Source organism: Streptomyces sp. CNH287 (assembly GCF_000424825.1).
Map to the genome: position 1 here is coordinate 17,445 of NZ_AUKQ01000013.1, position 16,229 is coordinate 33,673.

General features: G+C 75.0%; 11 protein-coding genes. 2 read left to right on the forward strand and 9 right to left on the reverse strand.

What is annotated here, in order from left to right; all coding sequences use genetic code 11:
* Window positions 1–65: 65 nt before the first annotated feature.
* Complete coding sequence (locus H299_RS0114100; RefSeq protein ID WP_037759040.1) at window positions 66–1,568, reverse strand: DUF2252 domain-containing protein; 1,503 nt, start codon at window positions 1,566–1,568, stop codon at window positions 66–68.
* Between the two features lie 126 nt (window positions 1,569–1,694).
* A complete protein-coding gene (locus tag H299_RS0114105) occupies window positions 1,695–2,093 on the reverse strand; it encodes a winged helix-turn-helix transcriptional regulator (RefSeq protein WP_199782445.1) in 399 nt (132 codons plus the stop codon).
* 115 nt (window positions 2,094–2,208) lie between these two features.
* On the opposite strand from H299_RS0114105, the gene H299_RS0114110 reads away from it, so the two are divergent.
* Window positions 2,209–2,862, forward strand: a complete 654-nt coding sequence (locus H299_RS0114110) for an NAD(P)H-dependent oxidoreductase (protein WP_027748934.1) — start codon at window positions 2,209–2,211, stop codon at window positions 2,860–2,862.
* A gap of 101 nt (window positions 2,863–2,963) precedes the next feature.
* On the opposite strand, the gene H299_RS34120 is transcribed toward H299_RS0114110, so the two are convergent.
* Window positions 2,964–4,472: an alanine/glycine:cation symporter family protein gene (locus H299_RS34120; RefSeq protein ID WP_051262466.1), complete on the reverse strand. Its 1,509-nt coding sequence runs from the start codon at window positions 4,470–4,472 to the stop codon at window positions 2,964–2,966.
* Window positions 4,473–4,903: 431 nt separating this feature from the next.
* Between H299_RS34120 and H299_RS34125 the strand changes: the two genes are divergently transcribed.
* Window positions 4,904–9,754, forward strand: a complete 4,851-nt coding sequence (locus tag H299_RS34125) for a hypothetical protein (protein ID WP_051262467.1) — start codon at window positions 4,904–4,906, stop codon at window positions 9,752–9,754.
* Window positions 9,755–9,907: 153 nt separating this feature from the next.
* Here the strand turns inward: H299_RS34125 and H299_RS34130 are convergent, their stop codons facing one another.
* From H299_RS34130 to H299_RS0114155, 6 genes are read right to left on the reverse strand one after another with little or no spacing between them, the layout of a single operon-like run.
* The gene (locus H299_RS34130) at window positions 9,908–10,633 is read right to left on the reverse strand and encodes a TVP38/TMEM64 family protein (RefSeq protein WP_078512737.1); all 726 of its coding nucleotides are present in this window, start codon (window positions 10,631–10,633) and stop codon (window positions 9,908–9,910) included.
* Complete coding sequence (locus H299_RS34135; protein ID WP_078512751.1) at window positions 10,630–11,571, reverse strand: class I SAM-dependent methyltransferase; 942 nt, start codon at window positions 11,569–11,571, stop codon at window positions 10,630–10,632. Before H299_RS34135 ends, H299_RS34130 begins: the two co-directional genes overlap by 4 nt.
* 17 nt (window positions 11,572–11,588) lie before the next feature.
* Window positions 11,589–12,794, reverse strand: a complete 1,206-nt coding sequence (locus tag H299_RS34140) for a hypothetical protein (RefSeq protein WP_051262468.1) — start codon at window positions 12,792–12,794, stop codon at window positions 11,589–11,591.
* 38 nt (window positions 12,795–12,832) lie between these two features.
* Window positions 12,833–14,626: a radical SAM protein gene (locus H299_RS37580; protein WP_051262469.1), complete on the reverse strand. Its 1,794-nt coding sequence runs from the start codon at window positions 14,624–14,626 to the stop codon at window positions 12,833–12,835.
* A 31-nt stretch (window positions 14,627–14,657) separates the two neighbouring features.
* Window positions 14,658–15,425 carry a TIGR04283 family arsenosugar biosynthesis glycosyltransferase gene (locus H299_RS34155; RefSeq protein WP_051262470.1) on the reverse strand — a complete coding sequence of 256 codons (768 nt, stop codon included), beginning with the start codon at window positions 15,423–15,425 and terminating at the stop codon, window positions 14,658–14,660.
* Window positions 15,422–16,213 (reverse strand): MTAP family purine nucleoside phosphorylase, encoded by a 792-nt coding sequence (locus tag H299_RS0114155; protein ID WP_027748935.1) that lies wholly within the window; start codon window positions 16,211–16,213, stop codon window positions 15,422–15,424. Before H299_RS0114155 ends, H299_RS34155 begins: the two co-directional genes overlap by 4 nt.
* Window positions 16,214–16,229 lie beyond the last annotated feature (16 nt).

Sequence of the window (16,229 nt, forward strand, 5' to 3'; positions counted from 1 at the left end):
CGCCAGCCTACGCAGCCACCGAGGCGCCGGGTGACGGGACAGCCGCAGAAGGCGGCTGACAGCCCTCAGACGCCCAGCTCGGCCGCTATCCGGCCGGACCGCACCGCTGCGACCAGCGCCGTGTGGTCCGCCTCGGTGCGATCCGCGTAGGCCAGGGCGAAATCGCGCACCGCCTCGTCCAGCTCCTCGCCCTTCCCGCAGTAACCCGCGACGGCGCGCGGGTCGGCGCTGTGCGAGTGCGCGCGGGCCAGCAGCGCGCCCGTCATCCGCCCGTAGTCGTCGATCTGGTCGGCGGCGAGGGCGGCCGGATCGACGCTGCCCTTGCGGTTGCGGAACTGCCGCACCTGGTACGGCCGCTCCGCCACCGTCGTCCACCCCAGCAGGTGGTCGCTGACGACCTGCATGCGCTTCTGGCCGAGGACGACCCGACGCCCCTCGTGCCCGACGGCGGGCGCCGCGAAGCCCGCCCGCGCCAGCTGCGGGGCCAGCGCCGAGGCCCGCGCCTCCTTCACCTGGAGCACCAGCGGCTCGCCACGGTGGTCCAGCAGCAGCACGACGTACGACCGGGTGCCGACGCTGCCGGTGCCGACCACCCGGAAGGCGACGTCATGAACCGCGTACCGGGCCAGCAGCGGGAGGCGGTCCTCGGAGAGCGTCTCCAGGTACGGCGCCAGCGCGGCGGCCACCGAAGCCGCCTCGGCGTCCGGCACGCGGCGCAGCACCGGCGGCGCGTCGACGAAGCGGCGCCCGCCCGCGCCGTCGTCCTCGGTGGCGCGGGCGGCGAAGCGGGCGCTGGTGTTGCGCCGGGCCTTCTCGGAGACGCGCTCCAGCGTGCCGAGGAGGTCGCGGGCGTCGGTGTGCGAGACCAGCTTCTCGTCGGCGATGGCGTGCCACGCCTCGGCGGCGGGCATCCGGGCCAGCAGCCGCATCGTCCGACGGTAGGCCCCGGCGGTGTCCAGCGCCGCCTCCGCGCACCACTCCTCGCTCGCGCCCGCCTCCCGGCCGGCCAGCACCAGGGAGGCCGCGAGCCGCTTGAGATCCCATTCCCAGGGGCCGCGCACGGTCTCGTCGAAGTCGTTGAGGTCGATCACGAGGCCGCCGCGCGCATCGCCGTAGAGGCCGAAGTTGGCCGCGTGCGCGTCTCCGCAGATCTGGGCGCCGATGCCGGTCGAGGGTGTGCCGTGCGCCAGGTCGAACGCCATCAGCCCGGCCGCACCGCGCAGGAACGCGAAGGGTGTCGCCGCCATCCGGCCGACCCGGATGGGGGTCAGCTCCGGCAGCCGGCCGCCGTTGGACGCCTGGACCGCGGCCACCGCGTCGGGCCGCTGGGGCGAGGGGGTGAACCGGGAGTGCGCGGCCCGGGGCACCGCCTCGCGCAGGGCCTTGCCCGCCCGCTTGGGCGACTCCGCACCGCGCTCCCGCGCCGCGAAGCCCGCCACCGGCGGAATGCGCCCGGCGGGCCCGCCCGCACCGGCCGCCCGCCGCCCCGCCCGCGCCCGCTCCGTCCGGCCTTGCTCCGTCTGCCCCTGCCCCTGCCCCGCCCGCCCCTGCTCCGTCTGCCCGTCCATGCCGCAACCCCTCCCCGACGGGCCACGCCGACCCGTCGGACCGACCGTACCCCCGGCCCCCCGATCGCGCTCAGCCCTGTGGACAACCAGGCAAAAGAGCAGGTCAGCGCCGCTGTGGACAGCGGCTCAGGCCCGGAACTCCTCCGGGCACCTGCCCGCCGCGCCGGGCAGGTGCCGGTCGGCCCAGCGCGTCAGTTCGTTCATCGCGGGGCGCAGCGCCCAGCCCGCGTCGGTGAGCTGGTAGCCGACGCGCAACGGCGGGCCGTGGTCCACCTCGCGGATGACCAGGTCGAGGGCCGCCAGTTCGGTGAGCCGGTCGGAGAGCATCCGCTCGCTGATGCCCGGGACGGCGCGGCGCAGCTCCGTGAAGTGTCCCGGTCCGTTCATGAGCGCGGCCAGGATCAGGCCCGTCCAGCGCTTGCCCAGCACCTGGAAGACGCGGGTCACCGCCTGCTCGGGCTCGGTGCACACCGTGCCTGGAGCCGTGCCCGGTACTTCCACCGTGTCTCGCCCAGGGTCCGCCATGGCACCAGAGTACTGGCACCGGACAAGGAGATGCAAAAAAGTAAGTACCTGTGTTATTACTAGTAGCGCACGAAAACGCACTCCCTTACGTATCGCATGAGACGGAGCCCTCCCCATGGCCACGCTGCTGCACATCGACTCGTCGCTCAACGGCGACCAGTCCCACTCCCGCCGCGTCACCGCCGCCTTCCGCGCGGCCTGGCTGAGCGAGCACCCCGAGGGCACGGTCGTCTACCGCGACCTCGCGGCCGAGCCGCTGCCGCACCTGACCGCCCCCGCCTTCTACGCGGGCTTCAGCGACCCGGCCGAGCACACCGCCGAGCAGCAGGCCGCGTACGCGCTGCGGGGCGAACTGCTGGCCGAGGCCGAGCAGGCGGACGCGCTCCTCATCGGGGCGCCGCTGTACAACTACACCGTCGCCTCCAGCCTCAAGAGCTGGCTGGACCACGTCATCGCCGTCGGCCGCACCACGGGCACCGACGCGCCGACCCTGGCGGGCAAGCCCGCGACGGTCGTCACCAGCCGCGGCGGCTCGTACGCCCCCGGCACCCCGAACGAGGGCATGGACCACCTCCAGCCCTACCTCGAGATGGTCCTCGGCAAGATCCTCGGCCTGGAGACGGACTTCATCCTCCCCGAGCTGACCCTCGCGCCGACCACGCCCGCGATGGCGGAGCTGGTCCCCCTCTTCGAGTCGTCGCAGCAGCAGGCCCTCGCGGATGCCGAGACCAAGGGCCGCACCCTCGCCAAGCAGCTCACCGCCGTCTGAGGCACACGGCAGCGCCCTCCTCGGTCCCTGCGGGGGTCCGAGGAGGGCGCTGCCGTTCTCGCGTGAATGCGCGTCGGTACGGGTCAGACGTCGCGTACGGGTCAGACGCTCCCGGCGCCCGTGCGCTTCGCCGTACCGGACGCCTCGCCCTTCGCGCCGCCCGTGTCCGCCGCGCCCTTGGCGGCGCCCGGGCCCTCCGCGTCCCAGCACTGCACGCCCGTCAGCCCCGGCAGCCGGTCCACCGTGAACACCGGGTCCAGGCCCGCGCGCCGCTGCTCCTGGTAGTCGACGAGGAGCCGGATCGCGATCGCGGACAGCGGCAGGATCGCCACCAGGTTCACCAGCGCCATGACGCCCATGAAGACGTCCGCGAGGTTCCACACCACGCTCACCGAGCCCAGCGCGCCGAGGAAGACCGTCACCAGGACCAGGACCCGGTAGGACGGGAGGACCCAGCGGTTGCGGGTCATGAAGCCGATGTTGGACTCGCCGTAGTAGTAGTTCCCGATCAGTGTCGAGAAGCAGAGCATGAAGACGACGACGGTCAGCACGTGCCCGGCCCAGTCGCCCAGGGTGCTCTGCAGCGCGGACTGGGTGAGGTCGGCGCCCTGGCGCCCCGCCAGCGACGGGTTGCTCGTCAGGATGATGAACGCCGTCATCGAGCAGACCACGAGCGTGTCGAAGAAGACGCCGAGCGTCTGGACGAGGCCCTGCTTGACCGGGTGGGAGACCTCCGCGGTGGCGCTCGCGTTGGGCGCCGAGCCGAGGCCGGCCTCGTTGGAGAACATCCCGCGCCGGATGCCGTTCTGGATCGCCGCGCCGATCGCGCCGCCCGCCACCTCGCGGACGCCGAACGCGCCGCCGACGATGTCGAGGAAGACCGTGGGCACGTCCGTGATGTTCAGCACCACGACCGCCGCGCCGAGTACCAGGTAGAGCATGGCCATCACCGGCACCAGCAGCTGCGTCACCGAGGCGATGCGGCGGACCCCGCCGAAGATCACCAGACCGAGCAGCACCGCGACGGCGATGCCCGCCACCGGCGCGAACCAGCTCTCGTCGCCGCCCGAGATCGAGCCGCTCGTCACCGAGACAATGGTGTTGGACTGCACGGCGTTGAAGGTGAAGGCGAAGGTCAGCGTGATGATGACGGCGAAGACCAGGCCCAGCCAGCGCTTCCCGAGGCCGTGCTGCATGTAGTACGCAGGGCCGCCGCGGTAGGTGCCGTTCTCGCCGCGCACCTTGTAGAGCTGGGCGAGCGCCGACTCGATGAACGCGGAGGCCGCGCCCACGACCGCCATCACCCACATCCAGAAGACCGCGCCCGCGCCGCCGAGGGTGATCGCGGTGGCGACGCCCGCGACGTTGCCGGTGCCGACGCGGGCCGCGGCGGAGATGGTGAAGGCGCCGAAGGAGGAGACGGGCTTGCTGCCGTCGGCCCGCGGCTGGGTCTTCTCCGTCAGTACGCGCATCATCTCCGGCAGCAGCCGGATCTGCACGCCCTTGGAGCGAAGGGTGAACCACAGGCCCGCACCCACCACGAGGGGAATCAGAAGCCAGGTCCAGAAGACGTCGTTGACGTCGATGATCAAGGAATCGAACGTGTCCATGGGGTCCTCGTACTGCACGGCCCGGAGTGCGGGGGAAGGTCAAGAACAGGGGCCTGCGTGAGGCTCACCGCAGGCTACCGGTGTCGGTCGCCTTCGCAACGGAGGAAGGCGGTGCTGATAATCACAGCACCGGCGTCCGGAGGGCAACCGCACCCGCGAAATAGCTCGGTACTCCCGAAATAATCCCCACGTAGTCCCGAATCCGCCGGGAAGTACGGGTGCGTAGCCGAGCGTGACGAATGCGCGAGCGCCGGGCCGCACCGCGTTCGCGTACGAGCCCGGCGCCCTTGGCACAGGCGAAGCCGGGGCACCCGGCGGGGAGCGGGAGGTAAGTACGGCGCGAGAAAACGGATTGTCGGTGATCGCCCGTAGCATCGCCCTTCCAACCGCCGGAACCGACGCGTCCGTTCCGGTCCGAGGAGAGGTGCGCCGTGGCCGAACGAGCCGAAGAATTCCTGGAGTTGCTCCGGCAGAGCCATCCCCAGGAGACGGAACACGTCCTGGCGGAACTGCCCGACCTGGCGGCAGCGCTGACGTCCGCCCACCGCCGCGCAGGAAGCCGGCCCAAGGCCGCGCTGGAGGCCTACCTGGGGATCGCCGAGAAGCTGCGCCCGCTGGCCCCGCACCTGCTCCCGCCGTTCCACGAGCACGCCGGACGCGCCTTCCTCGCCACCCAGCACAAGTCCTACGCCGCGCAACTGCTCGCCGCGGCACGCCAGTCGGAGGCGGAGCACGGGCTGCCGGTCGACGACGACCACGTCGAAGAGGTCTTCCTGGAGTTCCTGACCGGCGGCGCGCTCCCGGCCAAGGCAGTGGAGGCCCACTCCCGGGAACTCGGCAGCAGGCTGCCCGCGGAGGAGGCGTTCCGCAGGTTCGCCCGGCTGTGCGTGCGGCGTACGGAGGGCGGGCAGGCACCGTCCGCGCAACTGGCCGCTGCGGTACGGCGCCTGGCCCGGGCGACCGGCGATCCGGCAGCCCGGGAGCAGGAGTACCTGGCCCAGGTGGTGGAGCACCCCGCGGTGATCAACGCGCCGGCCGGCTGGTGGAGCGCGCACCGCCCGGCCCTGGTGCAGGCGGCCCGACGCGAGCCCGCCGTACGCGCGGCGCTGCTCAACCTCGAACGCCCGCGCTACGACTGGACGCTGAACCTGGAGCAGAAGCGGTCGATGCTCACCGAACTGCTCCGGGTGCTGGAGGAGTCGGGCGCCACCGTCGGCCTGACCGATCCCGGCGGGACCAGCCCCGGCGCGACCGACTCCGGCATGCCGGACGCCGAACGGCCCGCCGACGGCGCCGTCGGCTGGCTGAACCGCTTCGTGCAGGACTGGGGCCCGTACGGCGAGCCGCTGCCGGGGCTGCACGACCTGGCGGAGCGGATGACCGCGCGCCTGCGCGTCGAACTCGCCCAGACGGGCGGGTCGATACCCGTGGAGCAGCATCTCGAATCCCAGGTGGGCCTGCTGGACCTGCTGCTGGCGGCCGGGGTGCCGGTCGCCGACCCGGGGCACGGCTGCCGCCTCGGGCTGGAGGGCTGGGCCCTGCAGAGCGGGAAGCGCCAGGACCTGAGCGCCCTGGCCGCCGACCCGCGGTTCGCCAAGCCGTTCCGCAGGGCCGCCGACGGGTTCTACGACGAGAAGCGCGACCGGGCGATTCTGCGGGCCCTGACGGCGGCGCCCGGTGGCCGCACCCTGCTCACCGCGTGGGTGCGCGGGCTGACGCGGCGGGCGGCGACCTCCGCGCTGCCCCAACTCCCCCACGTGCACCGCATGCTGGCGTGGCTCCCCGACGACGTCCTCGCCCTGGCCGAGAACGAGGCCGCCACCGCGACGGTCAGCGACCTCGCCCCGCCGCTGGCCCGGACCCTGCGGGCAGGGCTGCTGAGCGAGCTGGGCTGGCCGGCCTTCGAGGAGGCGGTGGCCGAGGTCACCGGGGGCCACCCGCGAACCCGGCCCGACATGCAGGACGCCTGGCCGTACCTGATCGTCGCCGGTCCCACCGAGGTGCGGGTGCTCGGGGCGGAGGGGTGCGTGCTCCGCCACACCCCCCGTCTCCCGCCCGAGGGGCAGATCACGGGCAAGCCCGGGTTCCACTACGTCGACGGGGCGCTGCTGGTCTTCTGGAAGAGCTGGACGGACGGGAGCGGAAGGCTGTTCGGCTACTGGCACACCCCCGGCGGCACCCCCGACCCCGACCCCGGGGTCCTCGTGCAGGAGGGCGACGCCGACGCGTGGGAGCGGCGCACCGAGGCGGTCACCCTGGCCCTGCCCGGCGGCGGACGCACCACGGGCTGCACGCCGGCACTGCGCCCCGGGGAGCTGCGGGCGCCGGAGGAGCGTGAGGTGAGCAGCGACGGCGAGGCGTACTGGTTCCTGGATCGCCGTCGCCGTCCGGACGCATGGGTCCGGTACGCCCCGGACACCGGCGCCCAAGGCAGCGGCACCCCGCCCGGCTTCCTGGCGGGCAGCACCGTCGCGGCGGAACACAGCTGGCTGCGGCCCGCCCCGACGGACGAGGCCACCCCGCTCGGCGCACCGGTCGGCGGGCTGCTCGGCTGGCGCGTGACGGCAGAGCCCGACGGCTCGCTGCGCGGTGAGGACCTGACCGGCCGTACCGTGACCCTGCCGGCCGAGGTGGACGGCCTGTCGCGGGGCTCCGGAAACTATCCGTTCGCCGCCCTGACGCTGCCGGGCGACCCCAGGCCGCGCACCCTGGTACGGGACTGCGTCGGACAGGTCCGCCTGGTCGACCCGGACGGCGCGGTCACCGGGGACCGGCGCACGCTCCTCGCGGAGGTGACCGTCCTGCCGCCGACGGCGCACTGGCACCAGCTCCGGTACCGCGACCCCGAGGGCTCCGCGACGCTGCGCCAGGTCGACCACGCGACCGCGACCGCGCTGCTGACGGCCGTCCGCACCGTCGAGGGCGCGCAACTGCCCGCCGCAGTAAGGGCGCTGCTCCCCGGGATCAGCAGCGACGACCTGGTGGCCGGGGTCATCGCCGCCGCACGGTTCACCGCCGAACGGCAGACCGAGCAGGACGGCCTGCGCGCCCGTCACCTCGAACGTGCCGCCGATCCGCAGCAGACGGACGAGCAGCCCGGGGACGAACTCGGAGAGCCGGACAGCGATCCGCAGGACACACTGCTGGGCAGCGCGCTCAGCGGCCTCCACCTCAGCCAGTACAGCCCGACGGGCCGTTTCAGCGGAATCGTCGGGAAGCCCACCGCGCTGCCCCAACTCCGTGCCCTGCGCCAGATGCTGACCGAGGACGACGCCGAGCGCGAGGCCGGAACCGAGGCCGGAACCGCAAGCGATGACGCCGTACCGCCTGGCCCCCGCCTCCACTTCGGGGAACCTGGCCTGCCACGAACCGGCCTGCAGTTGGGGAAAATGCTGCGGGCGAGCGCCGCGGTGGCGTTCCGGGCCGCCTCGGCGAGCACGCCCCCGGAGGAGAGGGAGGCCCTGCGGCGCCTGCTCACCGCGGTGGACGTCCTGGGGCTCCAGTCGGCACGCACGGGCGACTGGCGTACCTGCGAACTGCACCTCGGCGCCGACGTGATGGCCCACGTCAAAGGCACCGACTGGGACGAGAGCTGGCGCGGCTTCCTGCCGTTGGACGGCGGCGCCTTCCTGGCCGTGCTGGACGCCACGGACCCCATCAGCCGAGACTTCCGGCGGCAGCCCGGCCACGACTTCTCCGCGCTGCTCCACGACCCGACCGGCCGTTTCGAGGTACCTGCTCCGTACACCGTGCGGTCCTGCGAACCGCTCGGGACGGACCGCGACCCCGGGTGGCTGCGGACCTTCCTGGACGAGTGGGCCGCACGCGGACAGATCACCTGGGAGGCGGCTGCGGCCGAGCGGTTCGCCGCATTGACCGGGGTCAGCACGGCGCTGGCCCGGCTGCTGACGGCGGGCCTGCCGGAAGCCGGGAACGGCCCTGACTTCCCGTCCGCCACGCTCTGCACGCTGCTCGCCCTCAAGAAGGCCGACGCCCAGGTGGCGCGGGGTGAGGTGGTCTGGCTCGCGCCCCAGGAGATTCCCGCCGCGGTGGTCTCCGCGCTGATCCCCGAGGACCCGGCCCGGCTGTGGACCGACGGCCCGGACGTGGCCGCCGCCGCGGCGGTGTGGAACGAGCGGGTGGGCCGCCGCAGGCCGGTGCCCGACGCGTTGCTCACCGAGGCGGTGCGGTCCCTGCCCAGCGTGTCGTTGGCGGTGGCTGCCCGGCCGAGCGAGGCGGTGGTGCCGGAGGTCGCGCTGCGCGCGGCGGTGGACCCGGAAGCCGCCCCGGAGCTGAACCGGGATCTGGTCTGGACCCGGGACCGCTACAACTCCGCCCCGACCGACCCCGATGCCGTCGGGTTCACCGGCAACGTCCTGGTCGGGGGAATCGCGGCGGCGAGTTGGCTCGCGCACCGGCTGCCCGCGGGCGACCCGTTGCGGGAGCCGCTGCCCACCATGCTGCGCCTGATCCGCGACCGGCTGGCCGCACCCGGCATGCTCCTGGACATGGAGGTGAACCTCAACTTCGGCGCGTTCGTCAAGGCGGCGGGCACACCCGACGAGACGATCCGCGAGGGGACCGGCAAGGGATGGGTGCGTTACGGCGCGGTCACCGTCGCGGACATCGACTGGGACGGTGGCAACTACCGCACCTCACCCATGCTGCGCACCGACCTGCTGGGCGCACAAGGCGAGGACCCGTACCTGGCACTCCTGTACGGGCCCGAGACCTGGTCGGACCGCCCCAACCCGGTGAAGGAGGCGCTGGACCGCGTCTTCGACCCCGCCTTCACCGCCCTGCTGGCCGACCAGGGCGGCCCCGTCGCCGGGCAGCGCGGCCGGGACGGCACCTGGTGGCCGCAGGACCCCAGCCGGTCGGTGCCCGACCTGGTCAGGGAGGTCGCCTCCGTGCACGGGCTCGGCAAGGACGCGGCGGCCGTCTACCTCACCCTGCTGGCCATGCCCGATCCGACCGACCAGCACGTGGCCCGGTGGACCGGCTGGAAGGCGCCCCGGCTGAAGGCGGCCCGCGCCGAACTGGCCGCCAGCGACCTGGTGGTGGAGGCCCGGCGCCCGCGTGCCGGGCGGACGCTGTTCCTGCCGGGGGGCTGGGAGGCGCTGAAGGGCCCGCTCCGTCCCCTGGAGACGTGGAAGCTGCCGCTGCTCGGTCTGCCGGCGGAGGCGCAACCGGCGCTCGGTGTGATCGTCCCCCGGGAACCCGCGGCGGACCTCTACCGCAGGGCGTGGCAGCGGGCGCGGAGCGGCGACGCCCCACGCTGAGGTTTGGCCCGGCGCCGCCCGGACCGCCCCTGCCGTGCCGCCCCTGCCGTGCCGCGGCGGCACGGCAGGGGCGGTCCGGGCGGGGCGGGGCGGGCCGGGCGGGACGTGGCTGCGTCCGAGCCGTGCAGCGCGGGACCTACCGCCCGCCGCCCGTCACTCCGGCGCGGGCTGCTCCGCCGGGCCCTCCCCCAGCACGGGGTCCCCCACGAGCGGTGCATCGGCGGGCTCCGGCCGCCGACCCAGTGTCCGGTGGGCCGCCCACCAGCCGCCCGCCGAGAGCAGCGCCAGCCCGCCCAGCGAGATCCACAGCACCGGAGAGCGCGGATCGCTGAGCGAGCCGCCCACCCCCACGTACGCGAACGTCGCGGGCAGGATGCCGAGCGCCGTCGCCGCCAGGTACGGCGCGAACCGTACGCCGGTGACCCCGGCACCGTAGTTGACCAGGGCGAACGGGAACACCGGCACCAGCCGTACCACCAGCACGGCCCAGAACCCGCTGCGCGAGAGCCGTTCGTCCAGCCGGGCGAGCCGCCCGGAGCCCGCGAAGCGCGTCACCGCGCCACGGCCCAGCCGACGGGCGATGGCGAACGAGAGCGCCGCGCCCGCCGTGGCGCCGACCAGCACCGTCACCATGCCCAGCGGGATGCCGAACAGCACCCCGGCCGAGGCGGTCAGCAGCGAACCGGGCACGAACGCGGCCTGCGCGAGCGCGTAGAAGAGCGCGAAGACCAGCGGCGCCCAGAAGCCCAGCGAGCCGACCCAGTCGTTCAGCTCCGTCAGGGAGTCCTCGCCGTACGTCAGCGCCCACACGCCCATCCCGGCCACCAGCAGGAGCAGCAGCGCCAGGCGCAGCACGGCGGGCACCGACGCGCGGTTCATCCGGGCCTCCGCGCGGACGGCGCCCCGGCGGACGGCGCCCCGGCGGACGGCGCCCCGGCGGACGGCGCGCAGCCGCTCGTCGCCACGACCCGGCGCAGCGGCAGGGGCAGTTCCCGCCCCGGGCGCACCCACCGGGCGAGCGCCCGCTTGGCCGCGTCCGCGCGCCGCGGGGTCACCCCGGGCAGGTACAGCCCGTCGACCAGCCCGTCCGTGTCCTCGGCCGAGGTGAGCGTGAGCGTAAAGACCCGCCGCTCGTCGGCCCGTACGCGGAACCCCGCCCGCCGCAGCACCCGCCCGAGGCCGTCCCGGGCCTGGGGATTGGGCCACGGCTGGCTCCGCACCCCGAGCGCGCGCATCACCCGCACCCAACCCAGCAGCCCGGCGGCCCCCCGGACCGGCGCCCGCAGGGAGCCGGGGGCAGGCCCCGCACGGGCGGGCACCAGGGCGGCGAGGGTCCCGCCGGGACGCAGCACCCGCCGGACCTCGCCGAGCACCCGGGGCAGCGGCGTCAGCACCGGCAGGCACATCGAGGCGCAGACGGCGGCGGCGCCGCCCGTCGCCACCGGCAGCGCGTCGGCGCCGCCGCGCACCAGCGGGCCCCGCCCCAGGCGGGCGGCGGCGGCCAGTTCGCCCGCGGAGGAGTCCACGCCCACCCAGCGGGCGCCGGGCAGCAGGTCGCGGGTGGGCGCCGAACCGCAGGCCAGGTCCAGCACCGGTCCGGTCAGCGGGCGCAGCGGCTCGGCCAGCCAGGCGTACGGGGAGCCGCTGCCCGCGCCCGCGCCCGCGTCGCCGCCGCCCGGTCCGTCGCCGCCGCGGACCGTACCGCGGAGCAGCCGTTCGGTGATCCCGGGGCGGGCGTCGTGGTAACCGGCCAGGTAGCGGCGCCAGTCCTTCTCGTCCACCGGTACAGGCTCCTCACCCCGGACGTCCGTCGTCATCCGTACGGTACCCAGGGTCACCGGCCGCCGCCGCCCGGCGCGTACGCCGCCGCGACCTCCCCGACCTGCTCGTAGCCGGTGCGCAGCAGGAAGGTGGGGAGCCGCCCGTAGGACTTGGCGCCCAGGACGAAGAAGTCGGGCTCGGGGCTGCGCAGCGTGTCCAGGCCGGCGGGCGGCTGGGCCAGGCAGTCGCCGCCGGCGGCGCCGAGCAGCGTCGCGGAGAGGTTCATGGGGGCGCCGGTCGCGTAGCACTCGTGGACCTGGAGCTGGCGGTAGAGGCCGGCGTCGCCCGCGTAGCCGGTCAGCGCGAGGACGTGGTCCGCCCGTACGGTCTCCGGCCCGTCCGCGCCGCGCAGGGTGACGCGCACCGCCGCGCCCTCGGGGCGCAGCGCCTCCACCCGGCGGCCGGTCCGCACCGACACCCGCTCGTGCGCGCCCGAGGCCAGCGCGCGGGCGGTCTCGGCGAGGTGTCGGCGGCCGGGCAGCGGGTCGCCGGGGACGGCGCCCCAGTCGGGGTCCGGGTCGCGCACGACCCACTCCAGCCGGGTGCCGGGCAGCGCGGCGAGGTCGCGGGCGGCCGTCTGGGCGGACTTCCCGGCCCCGACGAGCAGCACCGTGCCCGCCCAGTGGTCCGCGTCCGCAGCCGCGTCCCCGAACGGCGGGAGGGTGCGCACGACGCGCGCGCCGAGGGCGCGTTCGCCGGGGGCGGGGATGCCGCCGTCGCCGAGGGAGTTGGGGTGGGCGTAGCTGCCGGTGCAGTCGAGTACGAGGTCCGCCCGCGCGGTGTGTTCGCCGTCCGGGCCCTCCAGCAGCAGCCGGAAGGGGGCGGTGGCGCGGGCGCCGGTGCCGATCTCCTCGTGTTTGAGGAAACCGGCGCGGGAGACGGCCGCCACCCGGGTGTCCAGGCGGAGGCGGTCGGCGAGGGCGGGCAGCCGGGCGAGGGGGTCCAGGAGCCGGGCGGCCAGCTCGTGGCCGGTGGGGGTGTCGGCGTCAGGCGGCAGGGCGTGGCCCGCGCCCGCGAGGGCGGCGCGCATCCGGGGGGAGACGTTCAGCTCCCAGGGGGTGAACAGGCGTACGTGGCCCCAGTCGCGCACGTGCGCGGCGACGGCGGGCCCGGCCTCGTACAGGGTGAAGGGCAGGCCCGCCGCGGAACAGGCGAGGGCGGCGTCCAGACCGACGGGGCCCGCGCCCAGGATCGCCACCTCCACGGATTCTCCGGTCATGGTGAACTCCCTCTCGCTACGGGTCGGTCGGCAGCCTCTCAGACGGCGCAGTGCACGGGCCGGGGCAGGCTGCCGTCGGTGAGGCGGGCGGCGAAGAACCGCTCGGCGACCAGCTGTTTGCCCCGCTCCAGCGAGGTGCCGGGAGGGGCGAGCAGCATGTCGGGGCTGGTGATGACGTCCGCGCCGGCGGGGTGCCAGTGCAGGCCGTCGGCGGAGGCGGTCAGTTCGGGCACGCTGCTGTCCTCGCCGATCTCCATCCCCTCCGCCGACAGGCCGCGCCGCAGCATGGGCCGTACGGCGAAGTGGTCCGGGGGGAGGCCGAGTCCGGCCAGGAGGGCGGCGACGGCGGGGATCTCCGGGCCGTTCTCCGCCGTCTCGGTGAGGGCGACGCGCGGGGGCAGGCCCAGGCCGATCAGCTCGCGGATGCCGTCCACGGTGCGCGCCCAGGAGCCCGCGCCGCGGTGCCGGTCGTGGGTGGCGGCGGTGGCGCCGTCCAGGGAGGTCTGGAGGGTGAGGCCGCGCCCGGCCAGCTCCGCGAGCCCGGCGGCGCGACGGCCGCGCAGCAGCATGGCGTTGGTCAGCACGACGGTGGGCAGCCGGGCGCTGGCGTGGTCGAGCAGTTCGATGATGCCGGGGTGCAGGAAGGGCTCGCCGCCGGTGAGGTAGAGGTCGGTGAACCCGGCGGCGACGGCCTCGTCGAGGAGGCCGTGGAAGGTGTCGAGGGGGAGGGTGCGCGGTGCGGCGGCGGGGGAGGAGGCGACGGCGCAGTAGTCGCAGGCCAGGTTGCAGTGGAAGTTGGTGTAGAGCCACAGCCGGGACGGGAAGTAGGCGGTGCCGAACAGCGGGACCACCGGGCGCTCCGGCTCCGGCTCCGGCTCCGCCGCCGCCCTCCCGCCCGAGGCGCCGCCGCCCGGGGCGCCGCCGGGCGCGGACGGCGTCGGGCCCCACCCGTCCTCCGCCGGGCGGAACCCCGTCGGCAGCGTGCTGCGGTAGAGCTGGAAGCGCCCGCGGGAGCGCTCGGCGGGCGGCAGGATCTCCAGGCAGGTGGTCCACCAGCCGGTCTCGATCGTCTCCGCGAAGATGCCGGGCAGCCCGGCCGCGCGCATGGAGTCGGCCTGCGCCCGCCAGTCGTACGCCAGCGGGACCAGCTCGGCCCGCGCCTCGCCCTCCGCGAGGTCGAGCACGGCGTACCACACCTCGCGCCGCCCGTCGTTGGCCGGTTTGCCGAGCACGCCGACGTTGACCACCAGCGTGCCGTCGATCCGGCGCTGCCAGGGCAGGCCGCTGTGGGTGCACAGGACGACGCCGGCGCCGCTGGCCCGGACGCGCAGCCGGTGCTCCTCCTCGTCCAGCGACTCCCACCAGAAGTCGTTGAGCGCCAGGGTGGAGCCGTGCACCATGTGCACGTCCACGCCCGCGAGCACCTCCCGGCGTTCGGTGGGCAGCGTCCCCATCCAGGCGGCGAACTCGCGGCTGGTGGTGGCCAGGGTGTGGTCGTAGACGAGCTGGGCGTACTCGTTGTCCTTGGGGTCGCGGTAGCCGCAGCCGCAGTCGGTGTCGCCGCGGGCGAGGGCGACGTCGTAGTTGCCCGCCACGCACTCGACGGCGGGGCCGCCGCCACCTTTCCCGGTCCCGGTCCCAGTCCCGGCCCCGGCCCCGGCCCCGGCCCCGGCCCCGGTCAGGATCGGCCAGAGGGCGTCGACCTCGGCGCCGAAGCCGCCGAGGTCACCCAGGCAGTACAGCCGCTCGCAGCCACGGCCGCGCGCGTCCTCCACGAAGGCCCGCAACGCGTAGGGGTTGCCGTAGGGGCCGCCGCACACCGCGATCCGCATCGTCTCTCCAGGTCGTCGGAAAAGGGGTGGCTCAAGTGGCTTCAGCAGCGCGGTCGGTGCGGTCGGTACGGTCGGTACGGCTGGTGCGGGCGGCACGCAGGGTGGGGCCCGCCGCGTACCGGCGCCGGATGCGCTCCGGGTCGACGCCGAGGAAGTAGAGCACCTTGAGGTACTGCATGAACGCGATCATGCGCCACGTCCCGTGCTGGACGAGGCGCCGGGCGGAGGCCGTCGAGGTCGCAGGCAGCAGGAGAAGCCGCCCGCGCCGGTGCAGCCGCCGCGACATCTCCAGGTCCTCCATGATGGCCAGCGGCGGGAAGCCGCCCAGCTCCTCGAAGGCCGTACGGCGTACGAACATCGCCTGGTCGCCGAAGACGTGGTGCAGCCTGCGGGCGCGGGCGTTGGAGGCACGGGCGAGGTAGTCCAGCGCGGGGGAGCGGCGGTCGAAGCGCAGCGTGAGCCCGCCGCCGACGACCCGGGGGTCGGTCAGGCAGGCGCGGATCTGGCCCAGCGCGGCCGGGTCCACGGCCGTGTCGGCGTGCACGAACCACAGCACCTCACCGCCGCACTCCCGGGCGCCCGCGTTCATCTGCGCGGCCCGGCCCCGGGGCGCGTGCACCACGGTGGCCCAGGGCGCGGCCAGTTCGGCCGTACCGTCGTCGCTGCCGCCGTCGACGACGAGCAGTTCGCAGCCGGGGAAGTCCCGGCGCAGGCGCCGCAGGGCCGTCTCGACGGTGGCCGCCTCGTTCAGCACGGGCACGACGATCGAGACCGTACGCGCTCCCCCCGCGCCGCTCATGAACCGAAGCGGTGCACGAACCCGGCCGCCTCCGCACCGCCGTCCAACTCCGGCAGCGCCCGCTCGGCCAGCGCGGCGAAGACCCCGGTGCTCGCCGCCACCCGCTCCAGCAGGGCCGCCACCGGCTCCGGCTCGGCGGCGACGCCGTTCGCGTAGTCCGTCACGAAGCCGACCAGCGCCATCGGCAGCTCCCGCTCGCCCGCCAGGACGACCTCCGGGCCCGCCGTCTGGCTCACGGCGGTGACCCCCGCCTGCGCCAGCGCCCGTATCTCGCTGCGGGTGTTGAAGCGCGGCCCGTCCACATGCCCGTACGTGCCCCGCTCCAGGACGGGGACGCCGGTGTGCGGGGCGGCGGCGAGCAGCGCCTGGCGGAGCGTGCCGCTGAAGGGGCGGTCGAAGATCCAGTGCCCCCGCCCGGGCTCCCCCGGAGCGTCGTACCAGGTGCACGGGCCGCCGTCGGGCAGCCGGTTGGCGGGGAAGTGCAGATCGTCGAAGACGACCAGCGAGCCCGGCTCGGCGGCCGGGTCGGCGGCGCCGCACACCGTGAACGAGATCAGCGCCTCCACCCCGCACGCGAGCAGCGCGGCGAGGTTCGCCTTGTGCGCGACCTGGTGGGACAGCCGGTGGTGCCCCTCGCCGTGCCGCGAGAGGTGGACGACCTCCGTGTCCTTGACGCGGCCCTCGGTGAGGGTCGCGGTGCCGTGCTCCGTCCGCACCTGGCGGCGCTCCTGCCCGGCGGCGTACGGCCAGGTGTAGCTGCCGGAGCCGGTGATGATGCCTACGCGCATGCGCTTCCTCCCACGA